17 protein-coding genes are annotated in these 14355 nt (G+C 71.3%); 5 read left to right on the top strand and 12 right to left on the bottom strand.

Features of this window, described 5'->3' with window-relative positions; translation table 11 throughout:
* Positions 1 to 33: 33 nt before the first annotated feature.
* The 7 genes from ABZ441_RS03630 to ABZ441_RS03660 form a co-directional block, all read right to left on the bottom strand.
* Complete coding sequence (locus tag ABZ441_RS03630; RefSeq protein WP_358967813.1) at positions 34 to 1440, bottom strand: NADP-dependent succinic semialdehyde dehydrogenase; 1407 nt, start codon at positions 1438 to 1440, stop codon at positions 34 to 36.
* A gap of 139 nt (positions 1441 to 1579) precedes the next feature.
* Complete coding sequence (locus ABZ441_RS03635) at positions 1580 to 2095, bottom strand: ATP-binding protein (protein ID WP_358967816.1); 516 nt, start codon at positions 2093 to 2095, stop codon at positions 1580 to 1582.
* A gap of 152 nt (positions 2096 to 2247) precedes the next feature.
* Positions 2248 to 4344 (bottom strand): xanthine dehydrogenase family protein molybdopterin-binding subunit, encoded by a 2097-nt coding sequence (locus ABZ441_RS03640; protein WP_358967819.1) that lies wholly within the window; start codon positions 4342 to 4344, stop codon positions 2248 to 2250.
* A 41-nt stretch (positions 4345 to 4385) separates the two neighbouring features.
* Positions 4386 to 5381: a xanthine dehydrogenase family protein subunit M gene (locus ABZ441_RS03645; protein ID WP_358967822.1), complete on the bottom strand. Its 996-nt coding sequence runs from the start codon at positions 5379 to 5381 to the stop codon at positions 4386 to 4388.
* Positions 5378 to 5950 carry a 2Fe-2S iron-sulfur cluster-binding protein gene (locus ABZ441_RS03650; protein WP_358967825.1) on the bottom strand — a complete coding sequence of 191 codons (573 nt, stop codon included), beginning with the start codon at positions 5948 to 5950 and terminating at the stop codon, positions 5378 to 5380. The genes ABZ441_RS03645 and ABZ441_RS03650 overlap by 4 nt, the downstream gene beginning before the upstream one ends.
* A gap of 34 nt (positions 5951 to 5984) precedes the next feature.
* On the bottom strand, positions 5985 to 6380 hold the full coding sequence (locus ABZ441_RS03655) for a hypothetical protein (RefSeq protein ID WP_358967828.1): 396 nt from the start codon (positions 6378 to 6380) through the stop codon (positions 5985 to 5987).
* Positions 6381 to 6652: 272 nt separating this feature from the next.
* On the bottom strand, positions 6653 to 7618 hold the full coding sequence (locus ABZ441_RS03660; protein ID WP_358967831.1) for an LLM class F420-dependent oxidoreductase: 966 nt from the start codon (positions 7616 to 7618) through the stop codon (positions 6653 to 6655).
* Positions 7619 to 7706: 88 nt separating this feature from the next.
* Between ABZ441_RS03660 and ABZ441_RS03665 the strand changes: the two genes are divergently transcribed.
* On the top strand, positions 7707 to 8042 hold the full coding sequence (locus ABZ441_RS03665) for a DUF6479 family protein (RefSeq protein ID WP_358967834.1): 336 nt from the start codon (positions 7707 to 7709) through the stop codon (positions 8040 to 8042).
* Positions 8043 to 8232: 190 nt separating this feature from the next.
* The gene (locus ABZ441_RS03670; RefSeq protein ID WP_358967837.1) at positions 8233 to 9060 is read left to right on the top strand and encodes a VOC family protein; all 828 of its coding nucleotides are present in this window, start codon (positions 8233 to 8235) and stop codon (positions 9058 to 9060) included.
* Between the two features lie 5 nt (positions 9061 to 9065).
* Here the strand turns inward: ABZ441_RS03670 and ABZ441_RS03675 are convergent, their stop codons facing one another.
* Positions 9066 to 9638 (bottom strand): DUF6328 family protein, encoded by a 573-nt coding sequence (locus ABZ441_RS03675; protein WP_358967840.1) that lies wholly within the window; start codon positions 9636 to 9638, stop codon positions 9066 to 9068.
* A 305-nt stretch (positions 9639 to 9943) separates the two neighbouring features.
* Here ABZ441_RS03675 and ABZ441_RS03680 point away from each other — a divergent pair, with 305 nt between their 5' ends.
* Positions 9944 to 10330 carry a VOC family protein gene (locus ABZ441_RS03680; RefSeq protein ID WP_358967842.1) on the top strand — a complete coding sequence of 129 codons (387 nt, stop codon included), beginning with the start codon at positions 9944 to 9946 and terminating at the stop codon, positions 10328 to 10330.
* Positions 10331 to 10384: 54 nt separating this feature from the next.
* Here ABZ441_RS03680 and ABZ441_RS03685 read toward each other — a convergent pair whose 3' ends face one another.
* A complete protein-coding gene (locus ABZ441_RS03685) occupies positions 10385 to 10867 on the bottom strand; it encodes a GNAT family N-acetyltransferase (RefSeq protein ID WP_358967845.1) in 483 nt (160 codons plus the stop codon).
* A gap of 43 nt (positions 10868 to 10910) precedes the next feature.
* The gene (locus tag ABZ441_RS03690; RefSeq protein ID WP_358967848.1) at positions 10911 to 11315 is read right to left on the bottom strand and encodes a DUF1992 domain-containing protein; all 405 of its coding nucleotides are present in this window, start codon (positions 11313 to 11315) and stop codon (positions 10911 to 10913) included.
* 228 nt (positions 11316 to 11543) lie between these two features.
* On the opposite strand from ABZ441_RS03690, the gene ABZ441_RS03695 reads away from it, so the two are divergent.
* Positions 11544 to 12125, top strand: coding sequence for a hypothetical protein (locus ABZ441_RS03695; protein WP_358967851.1), 582 nt, complete (start codon positions 11544 to 11546; stop codon positions 12123 to 12125).
* 125 nt (positions 12126 to 12250) lie between these two features.
* Positions 12251 to 12661, top strand: a complete 411-nt coding sequence (locus ABZ441_RS03700) for a hypothetical protein (protein ID WP_358967853.1) — start codon at positions 12251 to 12253, stop codon at positions 12659 to 12661.
* A gap of 80 nt (positions 12662 to 12741) precedes the next feature.
* On the opposite strand, the gene ABZ441_RS03705 is transcribed toward ABZ441_RS03700, so the two are convergent.
* A complete protein-coding gene (locus ABZ441_RS03705) occupies positions 12742 to 13536 on the bottom strand; it encodes a tyrosine-protein phosphatase (protein ID WP_358967856.1) in 795 nt (264 codons plus the stop codon).
* A gap of 106 nt (positions 13537 to 13642) precedes the next feature.
* Positions 13643 to 14137 carry an SHOCT domain-containing protein gene (locus tag ABZ441_RS03710; protein WP_358967857.1) on the bottom strand — a complete coding sequence of 165 codons (495 nt, stop codon included), beginning with the start codon at positions 14135 to 14137 and terminating at the stop codon, positions 13643 to 13645.
* Positions 14138 to 14355 lie beyond the last annotated feature (218 nt).

The raw sequence follows: 14355 nt of genomic DNA on the forward strand, positions 1-14355 counted from the left end.
GCGTCTCCCTGGGCATGGCGAGGGGCGTCCGGACTAGCGGGCGTCCGGGCCGGGCCCGTACCAGACGGTGGTGGCGTTGCAGAACTCGCGGATGCCGTGTCCTTCGAGTTCGCGCCCGTAGCCGGAGCGCTTCACCCCGCCGAACGGCAGCGCGGGATGGGAGGCCGTCATGCCGTTGAAGAAGACCCCGCCGGCGTCCAGGTCGCGTACGCAGCGGTCCATCTCTCCCTCGTCACGCGTCCAGACGTTGGAACTGAGCCCGAACGGGGTGTCGTTGGCGAGGTCCAGGGCCTCGTCCAGGTCCGCGACCCGGTAGAGCGTCGCCACCGGGCCGAAGGTCTCCTCGCGGTGGATGCGCATGGCCGGGGTGATCCCGGTGAGCACCGTGGGCTCGTAGAACCAGCCGCGGTCCAGGCCGGCCGGGCGCCCGCCCCCGCACAGCGCGGTCGCCCCCTTGCCGAGGGCGTCGTCGACGAGCTCCTCCAGGTCGGTGCGGCCCTGTTCGCTGGAGAGCGGCCCCACGTCGGTGGATTCCTCCAGCGGGTCCCCGACGGTCAGTGCGCGCATCCCCGCGGTGAACCGCTCGGCGAAGGCGTCGTAGACGTCGGCGTGGACGATGAATCGCTTGGCTGCGATGCAGGACTGCCCGTTGTTCTGGACGCGGGCGGTCACCGCCGTGTCGGCGGCCTTCTCGACGTCCGCCGACGGCAGGACGACGAAGGGGTCGCTGCCGCCCAGTTCGAGCACGGTCTTCTTCACCTCGTCGCCCGCGACGGAGGCGACGGCGCGGCCGGCCGGTTCGCTGCCGGTGAGCGTCGCCGCGGCGACCCGCGGGTCGCGCAGGACCGCCTCTACGGCGCCGGAGCCGATGAGGAGGGTCTGGAAGCAGCCGGCGGGAAATCCTGCCCTGGTGAAGAGGTCCTCGAGGTACAGGGCTGTCTGCGGCACGTTCGAGGCGTGCTTGAGCAGGCCCGTGTTGCCCGCCATGAGCGCGGGTGCGGCGAAGCGCATGACCTGCCACAGCGGGAAGTTCCACGGCATCACGGCGAGCACGACGCCCAGCGGGCGGTAGTGCACCCGGGCACGGGAGGCACCGGAGTCCTTGACGTCGGTGTCGTCGGGGTGCTCGTCCGCGAGCAGGCGTGCGGCGTTGGCCGCGTACCAGCGCATCGCCTTGGCGCACTTGGCGGCTTCGGCTCGGGCGGCCTTGACCGGTTTGCCCATCTCGGTGGTCATGGTGCGGGCGATCTCCTGCTGGTCCGCGTCGAGGAGATCGGCGGCCCGGTTCAGCAGGCGGGCCCGCTCGGCGAAGTCCGTGGTGCGGTAGCCGCGGAACGCCCGGTGTGCGGCGGCGAGCCTGCGCTCGGTCTCCTGCCCGTCCAGTGCGTCGAATGTCCTGAGCGTCTCGCCGTTCGCGGGATTGACCGTCGCGATGGGCATGGCTGTGCCTCCTTGCGTTGTTCTTCGACCGTGCCGCGCCGAGGCGCGTGATGCGACCCCTCACGACGCGTACCCGGCCGGCGCGGATCATGCGTGCCGCAGGCACACCGTCCGCGCCGGCCGGGCACCGGGCTGTGCTTCACACGAGTTCGGCGACCGGGCTGTTCTCTGCCACGTGGCCGTTTTCGGTGACCGGACCGTCCTCGGTGACCGGACCGCCGAGGAACGTCCGGCCGCCGGGAAGGGGCGTGCGCGGAAGCAGGCCGGTGGTGACCGGGGTCTGCGCATAGCGTGTGAACCACACGACCTTGCCGTCGGTGGTCCGGCAGGTGCCCCAGCTGTCGCTGAGGGCCATGACGCGGCTGAGGCCGCCGCCACCGCCGTCCAGCAGCCGGGGCATCCGGGAATCGTGGTCGGACACGGACACCGTCAGGTGGCGTCCGGTCCAGCGGAGCTCGAGGACGCACGCGTTGCCGTCGCCGACGTGTCGCTGGACGTTCGTCAGGAGCTCCTCAGCCGCCCGGCACACCGGCCGGACGTGCAGTTCCAGGCTCCAGTGACGAAGGTGTGCGGCGACTATGCGCCGCAGCTGGGAAATACGCTCTGCCGACACCTGCAGTTCGACCAGACAGTGCCGGTCGAGTGGAACGGTCATCGTCGAGGCTCCTCACCGCGAGGCTCACGTGCTTCACCCCGTTCGAACCAACGACCCCCGAACACGAAGCGTGAGCTGTGATCACTTCTGGGTCACTCATCAGGGTGGCCCCAGTGGGCCGGTCGCGCAACCGAGAGGTCCGGCGGTCGGGGTCACGGCAGGTAGGGCAGGAGTTTGTCCGGGGTGAGGGGGAGCTCGCGCAGCCGGGCGCCGGTGGCGTGCCGCACGGCGTTCCCGATCGCGGCCGCGGTCCCGACGATGCCGAGCTCGCCGATGCCCTTGCTGCCCATGGGGTTGAGGTGCGGGTCGTCCTCCTCGAGCCAGTGCGCCCGGATGTCCGGGACGTCCGCGCAGGACGGCACGTGGTAGGAGGCCAGGTCGCTTTCGGTGAAGTCGCCGAAGGCCGGGTCCATGGTGCTGCCCTCGGTGAGGGCCATGCCGAGGCCCATGACCATGCCGCCGATGAACTGGGAGCGTGCCGTACGGGAGTTGAGGATGCGTCCGGCCGCGTACACGCCGAGCAGCCTGCGCACCCGCACCTCGCCGGTGAGGGAGTCGACCGCCACCTCGGCGAAGTGCGCGCCGAAGGCGTGTCGTGCGTACGGGGACTCCTGTGCCGTCTCCTCGCCGGTGTCGGCGGTGACGCCGATGCCCTCCGGCGGGAGCGGCCCGCTGTGCTCGGTGAGCCGGCGCACCAGTGCGGTGGCCGCCTTGTGCACCGCCGATCCCCAGGAGGCCGTGCCCGAGGATCCGCCCGCGACGGACGCGGTGGGCAGATCGCTGCTGCCGATGTCGATCGTCACGTTGTCCGTGGGCGTGTCCAGGACCGATGCGGCGATCTGTGCCAGGACGGTACGGGCGCCGGTACCGATGTCGGTGGCGTTGACCGCGATGCGGTAGGAGCCGTCGGGGGCGGCCTGCGCGGACGCCGCCGCCTTCGAGACGAGCACGGGGTACGTCGCCGAGGCGACCCCTGTGCCGAGCAGCCAGGGCCCCTCCTGGCGGGTGGCGGGCCGGGGGTCCCTGTCGGACCAGCCGAAACGTCTGGCGCCCTCGTTCAGACAGGCTGTGAGGTTGCGGCTGCTGAACGGACGGCCGCTGTCGGGTTCTGTCCGTGGTTCGTTGCGCAGCCGCAGATCGACCGGATCGATACCGAGGGCGCAGGCCAGCTCGTCCATGGCCGACTCCAGGGCGTACATGCCCGAGGCCTCGCCCGGTGCGCGCATCCAGGAGGGGCTGGGCACGTCGAGTGCCGCCACCCGGTGCTCCGTGCGGCTGTGGGCCGAGGCGTACATGACGCGGGCCGGCACGGCGGCCTGCTCGACGAACTCCTTGACCCGTGAGGTGTGTGTGACGATCTCGTGGGAGACGCTGGACAGGACGCCGTCCCGGTCGGCGCCCAGCCGGACCCGCTGCAGAGTGGGTGCGCGGTGCCCGACAATCGCCGCCATGTACCGCCGGGGCAGTGCGAGCTGGACCGGCAGCCCGGTGAGTCGGGCGGCCATGGCGGCGAGGACCGCCTGCGGGCGCGGAGTGCCCTTGGAACCGAAGCCGCCGCCGACGTGTTCGGAGATGACGGTGACGCGGTCCCGGTCGAGCCCGAGGGCTGTGGCGAGGCTGTTGCGCACGGCGGTCGACCCCTGGCTGGAGTCGTGGACGGTCAGGTGACCGTCGGCCCACCGGGCGGTGGAGGCGTGCGGTTCCATGGGGTGGTTGTGCAGTCCCCGCAGCGTGTAGGTGGCGTCGATCCGCACGGGCGCCGCGTCGAACGCGCTCATCGCGTCGCCGCGTTCACGCAGACCGGGATGGCCGCCGTTCGCCTCCTCGGGGGTGTAGAGGCCGGGGTGGTCCCCTGTGAGGACGACATCGTGCCCGGTGGTGACGTATTCGACGTGTACGGCCTCCGCACCCGCACGGGCGGATTCCAGGCTTTCGGCCAGTACGAGGGCGACGGGCCAGCCCCGGTGCGGCACCCGGGCGTTCTGGAGCACGGCGAGGATCGGGTCGTCGGGCTCCTTCAGCCGCGGCGCGTTGTCGTGCGTCAGGACGGTGTGCACCCCGGGCACGGCGAGGGCGTCGGCTGTGCGGATCGCGGTGACGCGCCCGGTGGGGACGGTGGCGGGCACGATCCAGCCGTACAGACAGCCCGGTCCGGTGTGCTCCGCCGCGTAGCGGGCGGTGCCGGTGACCTTGTCCCGGCCCTCGCGGCGGACTACGGGCGCGCCCAGCGCCTGGGGGGAGTCGCTCATGACGGAAGTCCTCGGTTCGTCGGGGTGTGCGGGCCGGCGGATCAGGCAGGTGCGGCCTGGGCGGTGAGTTCGACGAGGGCGCCGACGGCCAGCCGGCGGGCCAGGTCCACCTTGAAACCGTTGTCGCGCAGGGGCCTGGCCCCTGCGAGCTCGGCGTCCACCGCACGTGCGAAGGCGTCCCCGGTCGCGGGAGCCCCGCGCAGCAGGTCCTCGGCCACCCGGGCACGCCACGGCCGGTGTGCGAGCCCGCCGAAGGCGAGCGAGGCACGGTCGACGTGGCCGTCCCGCACGCGCAGGACGGCTGCGACGGAGGCCAGCGCGAAGGCGTACGAGGCGCGGTCCCGGGCCTTGCGGTACAGGGAGACGGCACCGGCGAGGGGCGGTGGCAGCACCACTTCCGTGATCAGCTCACCCGGGCGGATCACGGTGTCCTGGTCGGGGTTGTCGCCGGGCAGGCGATGGAAGTCGGTCGCGGGCACGGTCCGCTGCCCCTCCGGTCCGTGCAGCTGGACGGTGGCGTCGAGGGCCGCGAGGGCGACCGCCATGTCGGAGGGGTTGGTGGCGACGCAGTCCTGCGAGTGCCCCAGTACGGCGAGATCGCGGTGAGCTCCTTCCCTGGCGGGACAGCCCGAGCCGGGGATGCGCTTGTTGCAGGGCTTGGAGACGTCCTGGAAGTACGGGCACCGGGTGCGCTGGAGAAGGTTGCCGCCGGTGGTGGCGGTGTTGCGGAGCTGCCCGGACGCACCGGCCAGCAGGGCCTGCGACAGGGCGGGCCAGTGGCTCCGCACATCGGGGTGGGCGGCGAGATCGCTGTTGCGCACGGTCGCTCCGATCCGGAGACCGCCGTCGTCCGTCCGCGTCACCAGGTCGAGCGGCAGTCGGCTGACGTCGATGAGCAGACCGGGCGACTCCACCCCGAGTTTCATGAGGTCGACGAGGTTGGTACCACCACCGAGGAATCGCGCACCGGGGTGGCCGGCGCCCGCACGGACGGCTTCGGCCACGGAGGCGGGACGCAGATAGGCGAAGGGCTTCACGGGGCCACGTCCTCGATGGCGTCGACGATGTGCGGATAGGCACCGCACCGGCAGAGGTTGCCGCTCATCCGCTCGCGGATCTCGTCCGCGCCGAGCGGAGCCGGCCCCTCGCCGGCGAGCGCCGTGCGCGGGGTCGCGTGGGAGGGGAAGCCGTCCTCGGCCTCACCGAGCATGCCGACGGCGGAGCAGATCTGCCCGGGGGTGCAGTAGCCGCACTGGAGCGCGTCCCTCTCCAGGAAGGCCGTCTGCAGCGGATGCAGCCGGTCGCCCTCGGCCAGCCCTTCGACCGTGGTGATGTGGGCGTCCTCGTGGGAGACGGCCAGCAGGAGGCAGCTGTTGGCGCGCCGGCCGTCGACGAGCACGGTGCAGGCTCCGCACTGACCGTGGTCGCAGCCCTTCTTGGCACCGGTGAGCCCGAGATGTTCCCTGAGCGCGTCCAGCACGGTGGTGCGGTGATCGAGCGTCAGGGTCCTGGCCGTGCCGTTGACGTACAGGGTGAGGGTGGACCGGTCGGCGGGATTCGGCACGTGTGCTTCCTCCGCGTCGGCGGTCCCCGGGGTCGCGTCCATGTATGTGTACCTTCCGGGTTCGGTCGTGCGGTGGTCACGCGGGGCGGTGGCTCTCCAGCCGAAGGCGGATCTCCTGCTCCTGGTCGCCCGCCGCCGTCCCGACGAGCCGGACGGTGAATGACTCCGTCAGGTGCTTCCGCAGGCGGTCGACCGCCCAGTAGCCGCCCTGTGCCTCGACCGTCACCGGCGTGGAGAGCTGCGCGGGCTCCGAGCCCCCCTTGGTCTCCGAGACGTCGACGGTCGCCGTCCACACGGTGGGGCGCGTGTCGGACGCCTCCTCGGGGGCGTCGCCGGCCGGACGGTCGGAGTTGAACGAGCGGCGCAGTACGTCGAACACGGTGCGAGCGTCCTCCTTGGGGCAGCCGGTCACCGCCACCACGACATCGCCGCTCTCCTGGTGTTCCTGTGGATGTTCCGGCGTGCTGTTCACCCTGGATTCCTTTCACTGGGAGCACTGCGGGCCCCGCCCGGCTGCCTCACGCCGTGCGGCGCCGACCGCGCGGGGGGCACCTCCGCTCGGCCGGCGAGTCCGGGTCGCCCTCGATCCGACGGCACGTGTCGTCTCCAGCGGTCCGGGGACTGACTCAAGACTCACCCCGCGGCTCCGTGTCGGCGACACGAGCGACGCCCCGGTGCGGCAGTCCCACGACGGATCTCCTGCCCGGTGGGAGGCGGGGCACCGCCTCCCTGCCCTGCCGTCGCCTACAGTTCCCGCAGCGCCGGCAGGAGGGTGCTCTGCGCCCACTCGATGAAGGGCCGCTGCTGCGCCCCGCCGATCTGGACCAGGGCGACCTCGGTGAAACCCGCTTCGCTGTAGGGGCGGACGGCCTCGACGAACGCCTCGACGTCCGAGCCGCACGGGATCGATTGTGCGATGTCGTCCCTGCGGACGAACTGGGTCGCCTGGTCGAACGCCGGGGGATTCGGCAGCTCCGAGTTGACCTTCCAGCCTCCGAGCGACCACCGGAACTGGTCGTGGGCGCGGGCGATCGCGGCGCCCCTGTCGGTGTCGTAGCAGACGGGGACCTGTCCGACGCGGGGCTTCCCGGTCCCGCCGTGCCGGTCGAACGCGCCGATCAGCTCACTCCGGGGTTCGGTCGCGATGACCAGGTCGGCCAGCCTGCCCGCGAGCGCGCAGGAGCGCTCCCCCGAGACCGCGATACCGATGGGGACCCGCTGTTCGGGCAGGTCCCACAGCTTGGCGTCCTCCACGTCGAAGTGGGTGCCGTGGTGGTTGACGTGGTCCCCGTCGAGGAGCGCGCGGATGATGTGCACGGCCTCCTCGAGCATCTCCAGGCGCACATGGGCCGCGGGCCACCCCGCGCCTACGACGTGTTCGTTGAGGCTCTCGCCGGATCCGAGGCCGAGGCGGAAACGCCCCTCGGCGAGCAGTTGGAGCGTCGCCGCCTTCTGCGCGACCACAGCGGGGTGGTAGCGGGTCGTCGGACATGTCACGTACGTCATCAGCGGGATCCTGGAGGTGGCCTGTGCGGCGGCTCCGAGGACCGACCAGGCGTAGGGCGCGTGTCCCTGGGAAGCCAACCAGGGGAAGTAGTGGTCGGAGGTGACGGAGAAGTCGAAGCCGGCCTCCTCCGCGGCGGCCACATCACCGACCAGTGCGCGGGGGCCGGCTTGCTCGGTCATCATCGTGTAGCCGATTTGAACCATATGAAACACATTTACCGTGACATCGCCATAAAACATGAATTCATGTCAATGGCTGTCTGTGATCGAATCCCTGGGGTATGCGCCATGCATGGACGTAACGAACGGAGCATGGGAATCGCTCGCCAGCACCGGCGGAGCTGACGGACCGGGCGCGGTAGGCGTGATCATCGGCATCGTCGGCCTGTTCGTGGTGCTTCTGCTGATCGGGGGCTTCTGGTTCGGGATGAGGCGTCGCGACAAGGAATCACGGCCGCCGCGCCCCGACGAGCAGCCGCTCCGTCCGGAGCACCGGACGGAGATCCAGGAGAGCGGCCGGCACAGTTCGGACCGCTTCCCCGAGAGCGGCCGCGCCCTCTCACCGTACGAGCTCAGCGACCGCGGTAACGAGGTGATCCCGCCGGAGGACGAGCCCCGGCGCGACTGACACCCCGCTCCCCGACCGGTCGACGACGGAGCGCACACGTCCGGGCCCGCTGTGGCGGGCCCGGACGTGTGCGACGGTGCGGGCCGCGGTCGCTCCCGCCGCGTTTGCGGGAGTCGCTCAGGCGCATGAGGCTGGTCCTGGCCGCGCGGCACCGAAGAAGTCATGCCGCAGAACCGATGGGCAGTGGACCATGACTCCTGGCGATCCGCGGACCGCGCCGGAACCGGCGGTTCTCAGCGGTGCGAGCGCTCCGTGCTGGGTTCACCTGGTGACCCGCGACCTGGACGACGCGCAGCGCTTCTACGGCGCCGTTCTCGGCTGGACCTTCCGACGCGGGCCGCTGGGCAGGGACTACCTGATGGCGCGCTCCGGGGGTGTGCCGGTGGCGGGCATCGGCGCGGTCGCGTCCGCGTACCAGGTGGCCGTGGCCTGGATGCCGTACTTCTCGGTCCGGGACGCCGATGTGGTCGCCGCCCGTATCCGCGAACGCAGCGGCACCGTGGCGGTGGGCCCGCTGACGGTCGGGCAGGGCCGCGCCGTCCTTGCCGCCGACCGGGACGGCGCGTCCTTCGGCGTCTGGGAGTGGACGGGGCGCGCGGCCACACTCGCACCGTCCGGCACCCGGGCACACGCCTGGCTGCGGCTGCGCACCAGGGACGCCTTCGACGCCGCCATCTTCTACGGGGAGATCCTCGGCTGGGAGAGCGGGGAGTCCGGCGGCTGCGAGGTGGCGTACGTGAAGGAGGAGGTCCTCGTACGCTGCAACGAGCGCCCGCTGGCCCGGATCAGCTCCGGTGCGGTGGAGGCCGCTCCCGACCCGCAGGTGCGCCCGCACTGGCAGGTGCAGTTCCCGGTCGCCGATGTCGGAGCAACGGTCCTCGCCGCTCAGCGGAACGGCGGGACGCTCATGGAACGGCGCGACGTGCAGTACGGCAGCGAGGCGACGCTGCGGGACCCCGACGGCGGGCTCTTCACCGTGACGGACGTACGCAGCCCGGCGGGCCTGGACGAGATCTGACGGCGTCAGTGGCGCGGGTCGGTGTCCTCGGCGTCACGACGGCCGGCCGTCCGTCGGCCGCCGTCCCGGGCGATGGCCCACAGCGGAAACACGAACCAGCAGACCAGGAACCACAGAGCCATCCCGCCCACCAGCCACAGTGCCGCCACGTTGTGCAGTGCCACCCGCAGGATGAGCAGCAGCGTGCTGCACATCGTGCAGAAGAGCAGGCCGAGGCCCAGTTTCGTCAGGCGTGAGGCCCAGGTGACCGTCTGCGGCTTCATCCGGCGGCCGGTGAGCAGCCGGTGGTAGGACACGGGCCCTATCAGCGCGGCGGCCGTCGCCGACCCGAGCATGACGGTCACGACGTAGATGTTCCGGTCAATCGTGGAGAGTTCGGCGAAGCGGGGCTGGAAGACCACCGCGAGCAGGAAGCCGAAGAGGATCTGTACGCCGGTCTGCGCGACCCGGAGTTCCTGGAGCAGGTCGCTCCACTGCCGGTCCGCCCGCTCCTCCTCGGTCTCCCGGCGCCCGCTGCGCGGGTTCGTCTCCGGCTCGTCCTCACCCATCCCGCCACGGCCCGCCGGTATCTGTCCCATCGATGCCTCCCCACCTCTCAGAGGTGGTGCTGGTTCCCCGCGAAGCCGTCGTGAATCCTGGAACATCTGTGTCGGGACGGCCGCGGGACGGCACGGATGCCGACGTTCTCCATGGTGGCAGCCGACGGAAGAAACACCACACCGGTCCTACGGACGGGACGGTCCGGGAAGCGGTACCGGCCGAAGGCCGAACCTCGACGCAGCGTGACAACTCGCCTAGGATCGTCGTAGGGCATCGCGCGTCGGTCACCGGCCGGGTGAGGCGTGGAGGTAGCCCGTGAGATGCCCGCTGGAGGCATTCCACTGTGTCAGTCGAGTTGAACCACACCATCGTTCACAGCCGGGACAACCGCGAATCCGCCGATTTCCTGGCTCGCATCCTGGGTCTCACCGTCGGAACCGAATGGGGTCCCTTCATCCCGCTCGTTCTCGCGAACGGGGTCACCCTGGACTTCGCGACCGTTCCCGTCGAATCGATCACCGTGCAGCACTACGCGTTCCTCATCTCGGAGGCGGAGTTCGACACGGCCTTCGGGCACATCGAGGAGCAGGGGATCGCGTACTACGCCGATCCGCACCGGAAGCACCCCGGCGAGATCAACCACAACGACGGTGGACGCGGGGTGTACTTCCCCGATCCCAGCGGCCACGGGATGGAACTCATCACCCGTCCCTACGGCGGCTGGTCGTAATACCGGAATCCGGGAGGCCCGGCCGCGATCAGCGATCCGGCCGGGCCGTCCGGCTCAGCGGCCGTCATCGGTCTTGAGCACCAGCTCGGGCCGGTCCCACAACACCGCGGGCGGACTGGCCGCGACGGTGCCGGTGCGCTCGGCTCCCACACCGTGGTAGAAACCCTCGGCCGGCGGGTGCGCGACCACGCGTACGGCGGTCAGGCCGGCCCGGCGCGCCTCCTCGCGCAGGTGGCCGACGAGGAGCCGCCCGATCCCCCGCCCCTGGGCATCGTCGGCAACGAACATCAGGTCGAGTTCGGGCGGGGACAGGACCAGCGCGTAGAACCCCAGCACCCGGTCCTCGGCGTCCACAGCGACATGGACGGCGTGGGCCTCGATGTAGTCCGGGCCGACCCTGTACCCCTCGACCATGTGCGCGTACGGGCCCTCGTACGCGCGGGAGGCCGTGACCAGGCGGGTGAGCCGTCTGGCGTCGCGCGCGACGGCTCGCCTGATCCGGACCCCCGCGCGACGGTCCTTGATGCGCGATCCCATACGGCGAGTATCACGCACCGCGGGCCCGGTACTCGCACGGTGCTCAGTGCACGGGCCGCTCGGCCCGCCATTCCTCCACGGTGGCTTCGACGTCGAACGGCGTGAGGTTCAGCGGCGGCCCCTGGGGCGGCCTGACCAGTGCCTCGCGGATCCTCACGTTGATCTCGGCCAGAATCCGCCGGACCTCCGCTTCCGACCGTGCACGCGACACCTCCTGCCGGGCGTCCTCGGCCGCCTTCCGCAAGGTCAGTGAGGGAGGGAGCGCCGACAGTCCTTCCCTCTCCATCTTGGCCTTGACCCACCACATCGCGTCGTAGGGGCGGTCAAGACCGGGAATCGGCTTGCCGGCGCCCGGCAGGTCGGCGAAGGCACCCCGCTCCTCGGCCTCGCGAATCTGCCGGTCCACCCATGTCTCGAAGCTGACCCCTGCGGGTTTGCGCTCGGTCACCGCGTGCCCCTCTCGCGACTCGCGCGGACGGCTCCGTGTCGGTCCGGGGGCGTCCGGTTCGGTGTCTTCCACGATACCGGGACGGTTCCCTGCATGAACGGCGCCCAGGGGGTAACACGGCTGGTGCACGCAGCCCGGCCTGTACACCGAACCGGGCTCGAATCGGAAGGGGTTGACGAGAGTGGAACAGCAGGACGCACCGACCGCGAGCCGACGGGAGCGTCGGCCATGACGACTGTGCTGATCATCGTCGCCGTCGTCCTGGTGGCAGCGCTCGCCTTCGGTCTCCTCCGGCTCCAGGGCCGCAGGCCGGGCGGGCGTGGACTGCAGCGCCGCTTCGGACCCGAGTACGACCGGACGGTCGCCCGTCACGACGGCGACACCAAGGCGGCCGAGCACGAACTGGCCGAGCGTGTGAAGCTGCACGGCTCCCTCTCCGAGAGGCCCCTGCGGCCGGAGGCGCGCGAGGCGTACACCCGCCGCTGGGCCGAGGTGCAGGAGCGGTTCCTCGACTCCCCCAGGGACGCGGTCGTCGAGGCCGACGCGCTTCTGGCGCAGCTGGCCCGCGACCGGGGCTTCCCCGACGGCGACAACTTCCAGGAGCAGACGGACGCGCTCTCCGTCCACCACGCCGCACAGGTCGACGGCTACCGCAGGGTCCACACGGCCGTGCGCGGCCAGGGCGGCACGGAGGAGATGCGGAAGGCCCTGATCGAGTCCCGCGCGCTCTTCGACGTACTTCTCGCAGACGCACCGGACAAGCCGGCCCGCACGGACCGGCACGAGGCGAAAGGCAGTGCAGCAGCATGAACGACCGCACCGAGCGCACCACAGAGCCCGTCTTCACCACGGAGCCCCGGACCACCGGCACCCCCGTGTCCGTGCCTGAGAGGGCGCCCCGGAACGCGCCGGACAGGCCTCTTGACACGGCGGCCATGAAAACGCACGCGGACAGCAAGGGCCTCGAACCGAAGCTCACCGGCCGTGACGATCTCGGCGTTCCACCCGCACCGGGCGAAGCCCCCGGCGCTTCGCATGCCGAGCGGGCCGGCCACCACGAGGCCCACGGCGCCGGACAGCCCCTGGTCCCCCAGGGTGCACGGGACCAGCTGGCGCAGCGCATGCAGCAGGCGGTCACCGACTTCGTCGAGAGCCCCCGCCGTGCGGTCGAGGAGGCCGACAGCACGTTCGACGAGATCGTCGCGGGACTCACCCAGGCGCTCACGGAACGCAGGCGGGTCCTGCGCGCCGGGTGGCAGGGACAGGACACCGAGGCGCAGACCGAGGAGTTGCGCGTGGCGCTTCAGCGCTACCGCGACGTCAGCGAACAGCTGCTGAGGATCTGAGCGCCACCGCCGCAGCTCACCGGCCCGGGACCGCGTCACTACGACGCGGTCCCGGGCCGGGCCGCGTCCCGGGCAGTCCGTCAGACGGCGACGGACAGGTCGGCACGGAGCCGGTCGGCCACCGCCGGAGGGAGGCGCAGCGCCTTGCTCAGATAGCCGTCGAGCCCGCCCCAGCGCTCGTCCATCGCGTCCAGGGCCGCCTCGAGGTAACGGGGCCGGGCCTCGATGACCGCGTAGGCGATGTCCGGGTCACCGCCGTCGTCGAGGAAGCGCCGTACGGCGGGCCCGAAGGCGGCGCGCACGGCCCGGTTGACCGCGAGGAACTCCGCGCGTACGACCTCACGTGACGCGCCCGCCATCATCAGCAGCAACGTGGTGGCCCAGCCGGTCCTGTCCTTGCCCGTGGCGCAGTGGAAGAGCAGCGGTCTCGCCCGGGGATCGGCGACGGTGTCCAGGAAGGCACGGTAGGCCGCCGCCGCGCCCGGCGAGAGGACCATCCGCCGGTACGTCTGCGCGAACAGGTCCTCGGCCCGCCCGCCACCGAGCACGCGTGCTGCTCCGTCCGGGTCATCGAGCAGCGCCTTGAGCCGCGCGGGTGTGACGCCGGGATCGTCGCCGAGGACGTCGGCCACGAAGAGCCGCGCGCCCGCAGGAAGCCGGTCCGGCGCCCATCGGCGCTCGTCGGCGGTGCGCAGGTCCACGACGGTGCGCAGGCCGAGTGCGGCGACCGCCATGTCGTGCTCCTCGAAATCGCTCAGCTGGCCCGAGCGCAGAAGGATGCCCTGACGCAGTCGCCTGTGGCGGCCAAGGGCGATACCGCCCAGATCGCGCAGGTTGACGACGGTTGACGCGGGGACGGCCCGGGCGGTCTGCACGATGAACTGCCTCTTTCCCGACAGACTGCAGGTCGGAATCAACGTCGCACGACGTGCGGATATCGACAAAGGGAACGTGGGGTACCAGGGCACCGGCCGAGGGGGATCAGTCGGCGAGGATCCGTGTCTTCTGCTCCGCGAACTCGGCGTCGGTGAGGACCTCGCGCTGCCTCAGGTCGGCGAGCCGCTCCAGCAGCGTGATGACATCGTCCCCGCCGTCGGCCGGCACCCGCTCGTGCGCCAGGAGCCGCCCGCCGGCTGCCTGCACCGCCCGGGTGAGAGGTACCGACCACAGGTCCTCCCACACGATCAGCGCGGCGGAGTTCTCCTCCGGCAGACGGTCGAGCGCGTCGAGGTCCGTGATCCGCGGCATTCCTGGCGGAGTGTCGTCCGGCGGGTCGAACGACACCAGCCCCTGCGGGTCCATCTCCCGCAGACCGACAGGTTCCGGCGCGCCGCCCGCCGCCCTGCGGGCGAAGGCCAGATCGAGGATGCGTACCGTCTCGGACGCGACGGCCTCGGCCAGTACGGGCGCGATGACGTCGGCGAAACGGCCGCCGGGAAAGGTGACGACGAGGTACTCCACGGGTCCCACGGCCACGATGCGTCCTTCCCCTGAGGTTCTGGATCAGCAGCAGCTTAACTTCGGACGATCAGTGACGCACTGTGAGAAACAAGGACAGAAGGGATGCGCTGCCGGGGCGTATGCCCTCCCGGACCCGGAGCGGCCTTGTGCGGCGGGCCGGATTCCGCGCGGGGAGGCCGGCGACCGGTCAGGAATGAAGAAGCGAAAGCTTCCCGTCGCCCGTAGCGTCGTTC

Origin of the sequence: Streptomyces sp. NPDC005752 (assembly GCF_040630715.1) — a bacterium.
GTDB lineage: Bacteria > Actinomycetota > Actinomycetes > Streptomycetales > Streptomycetaceae > Streptomyces.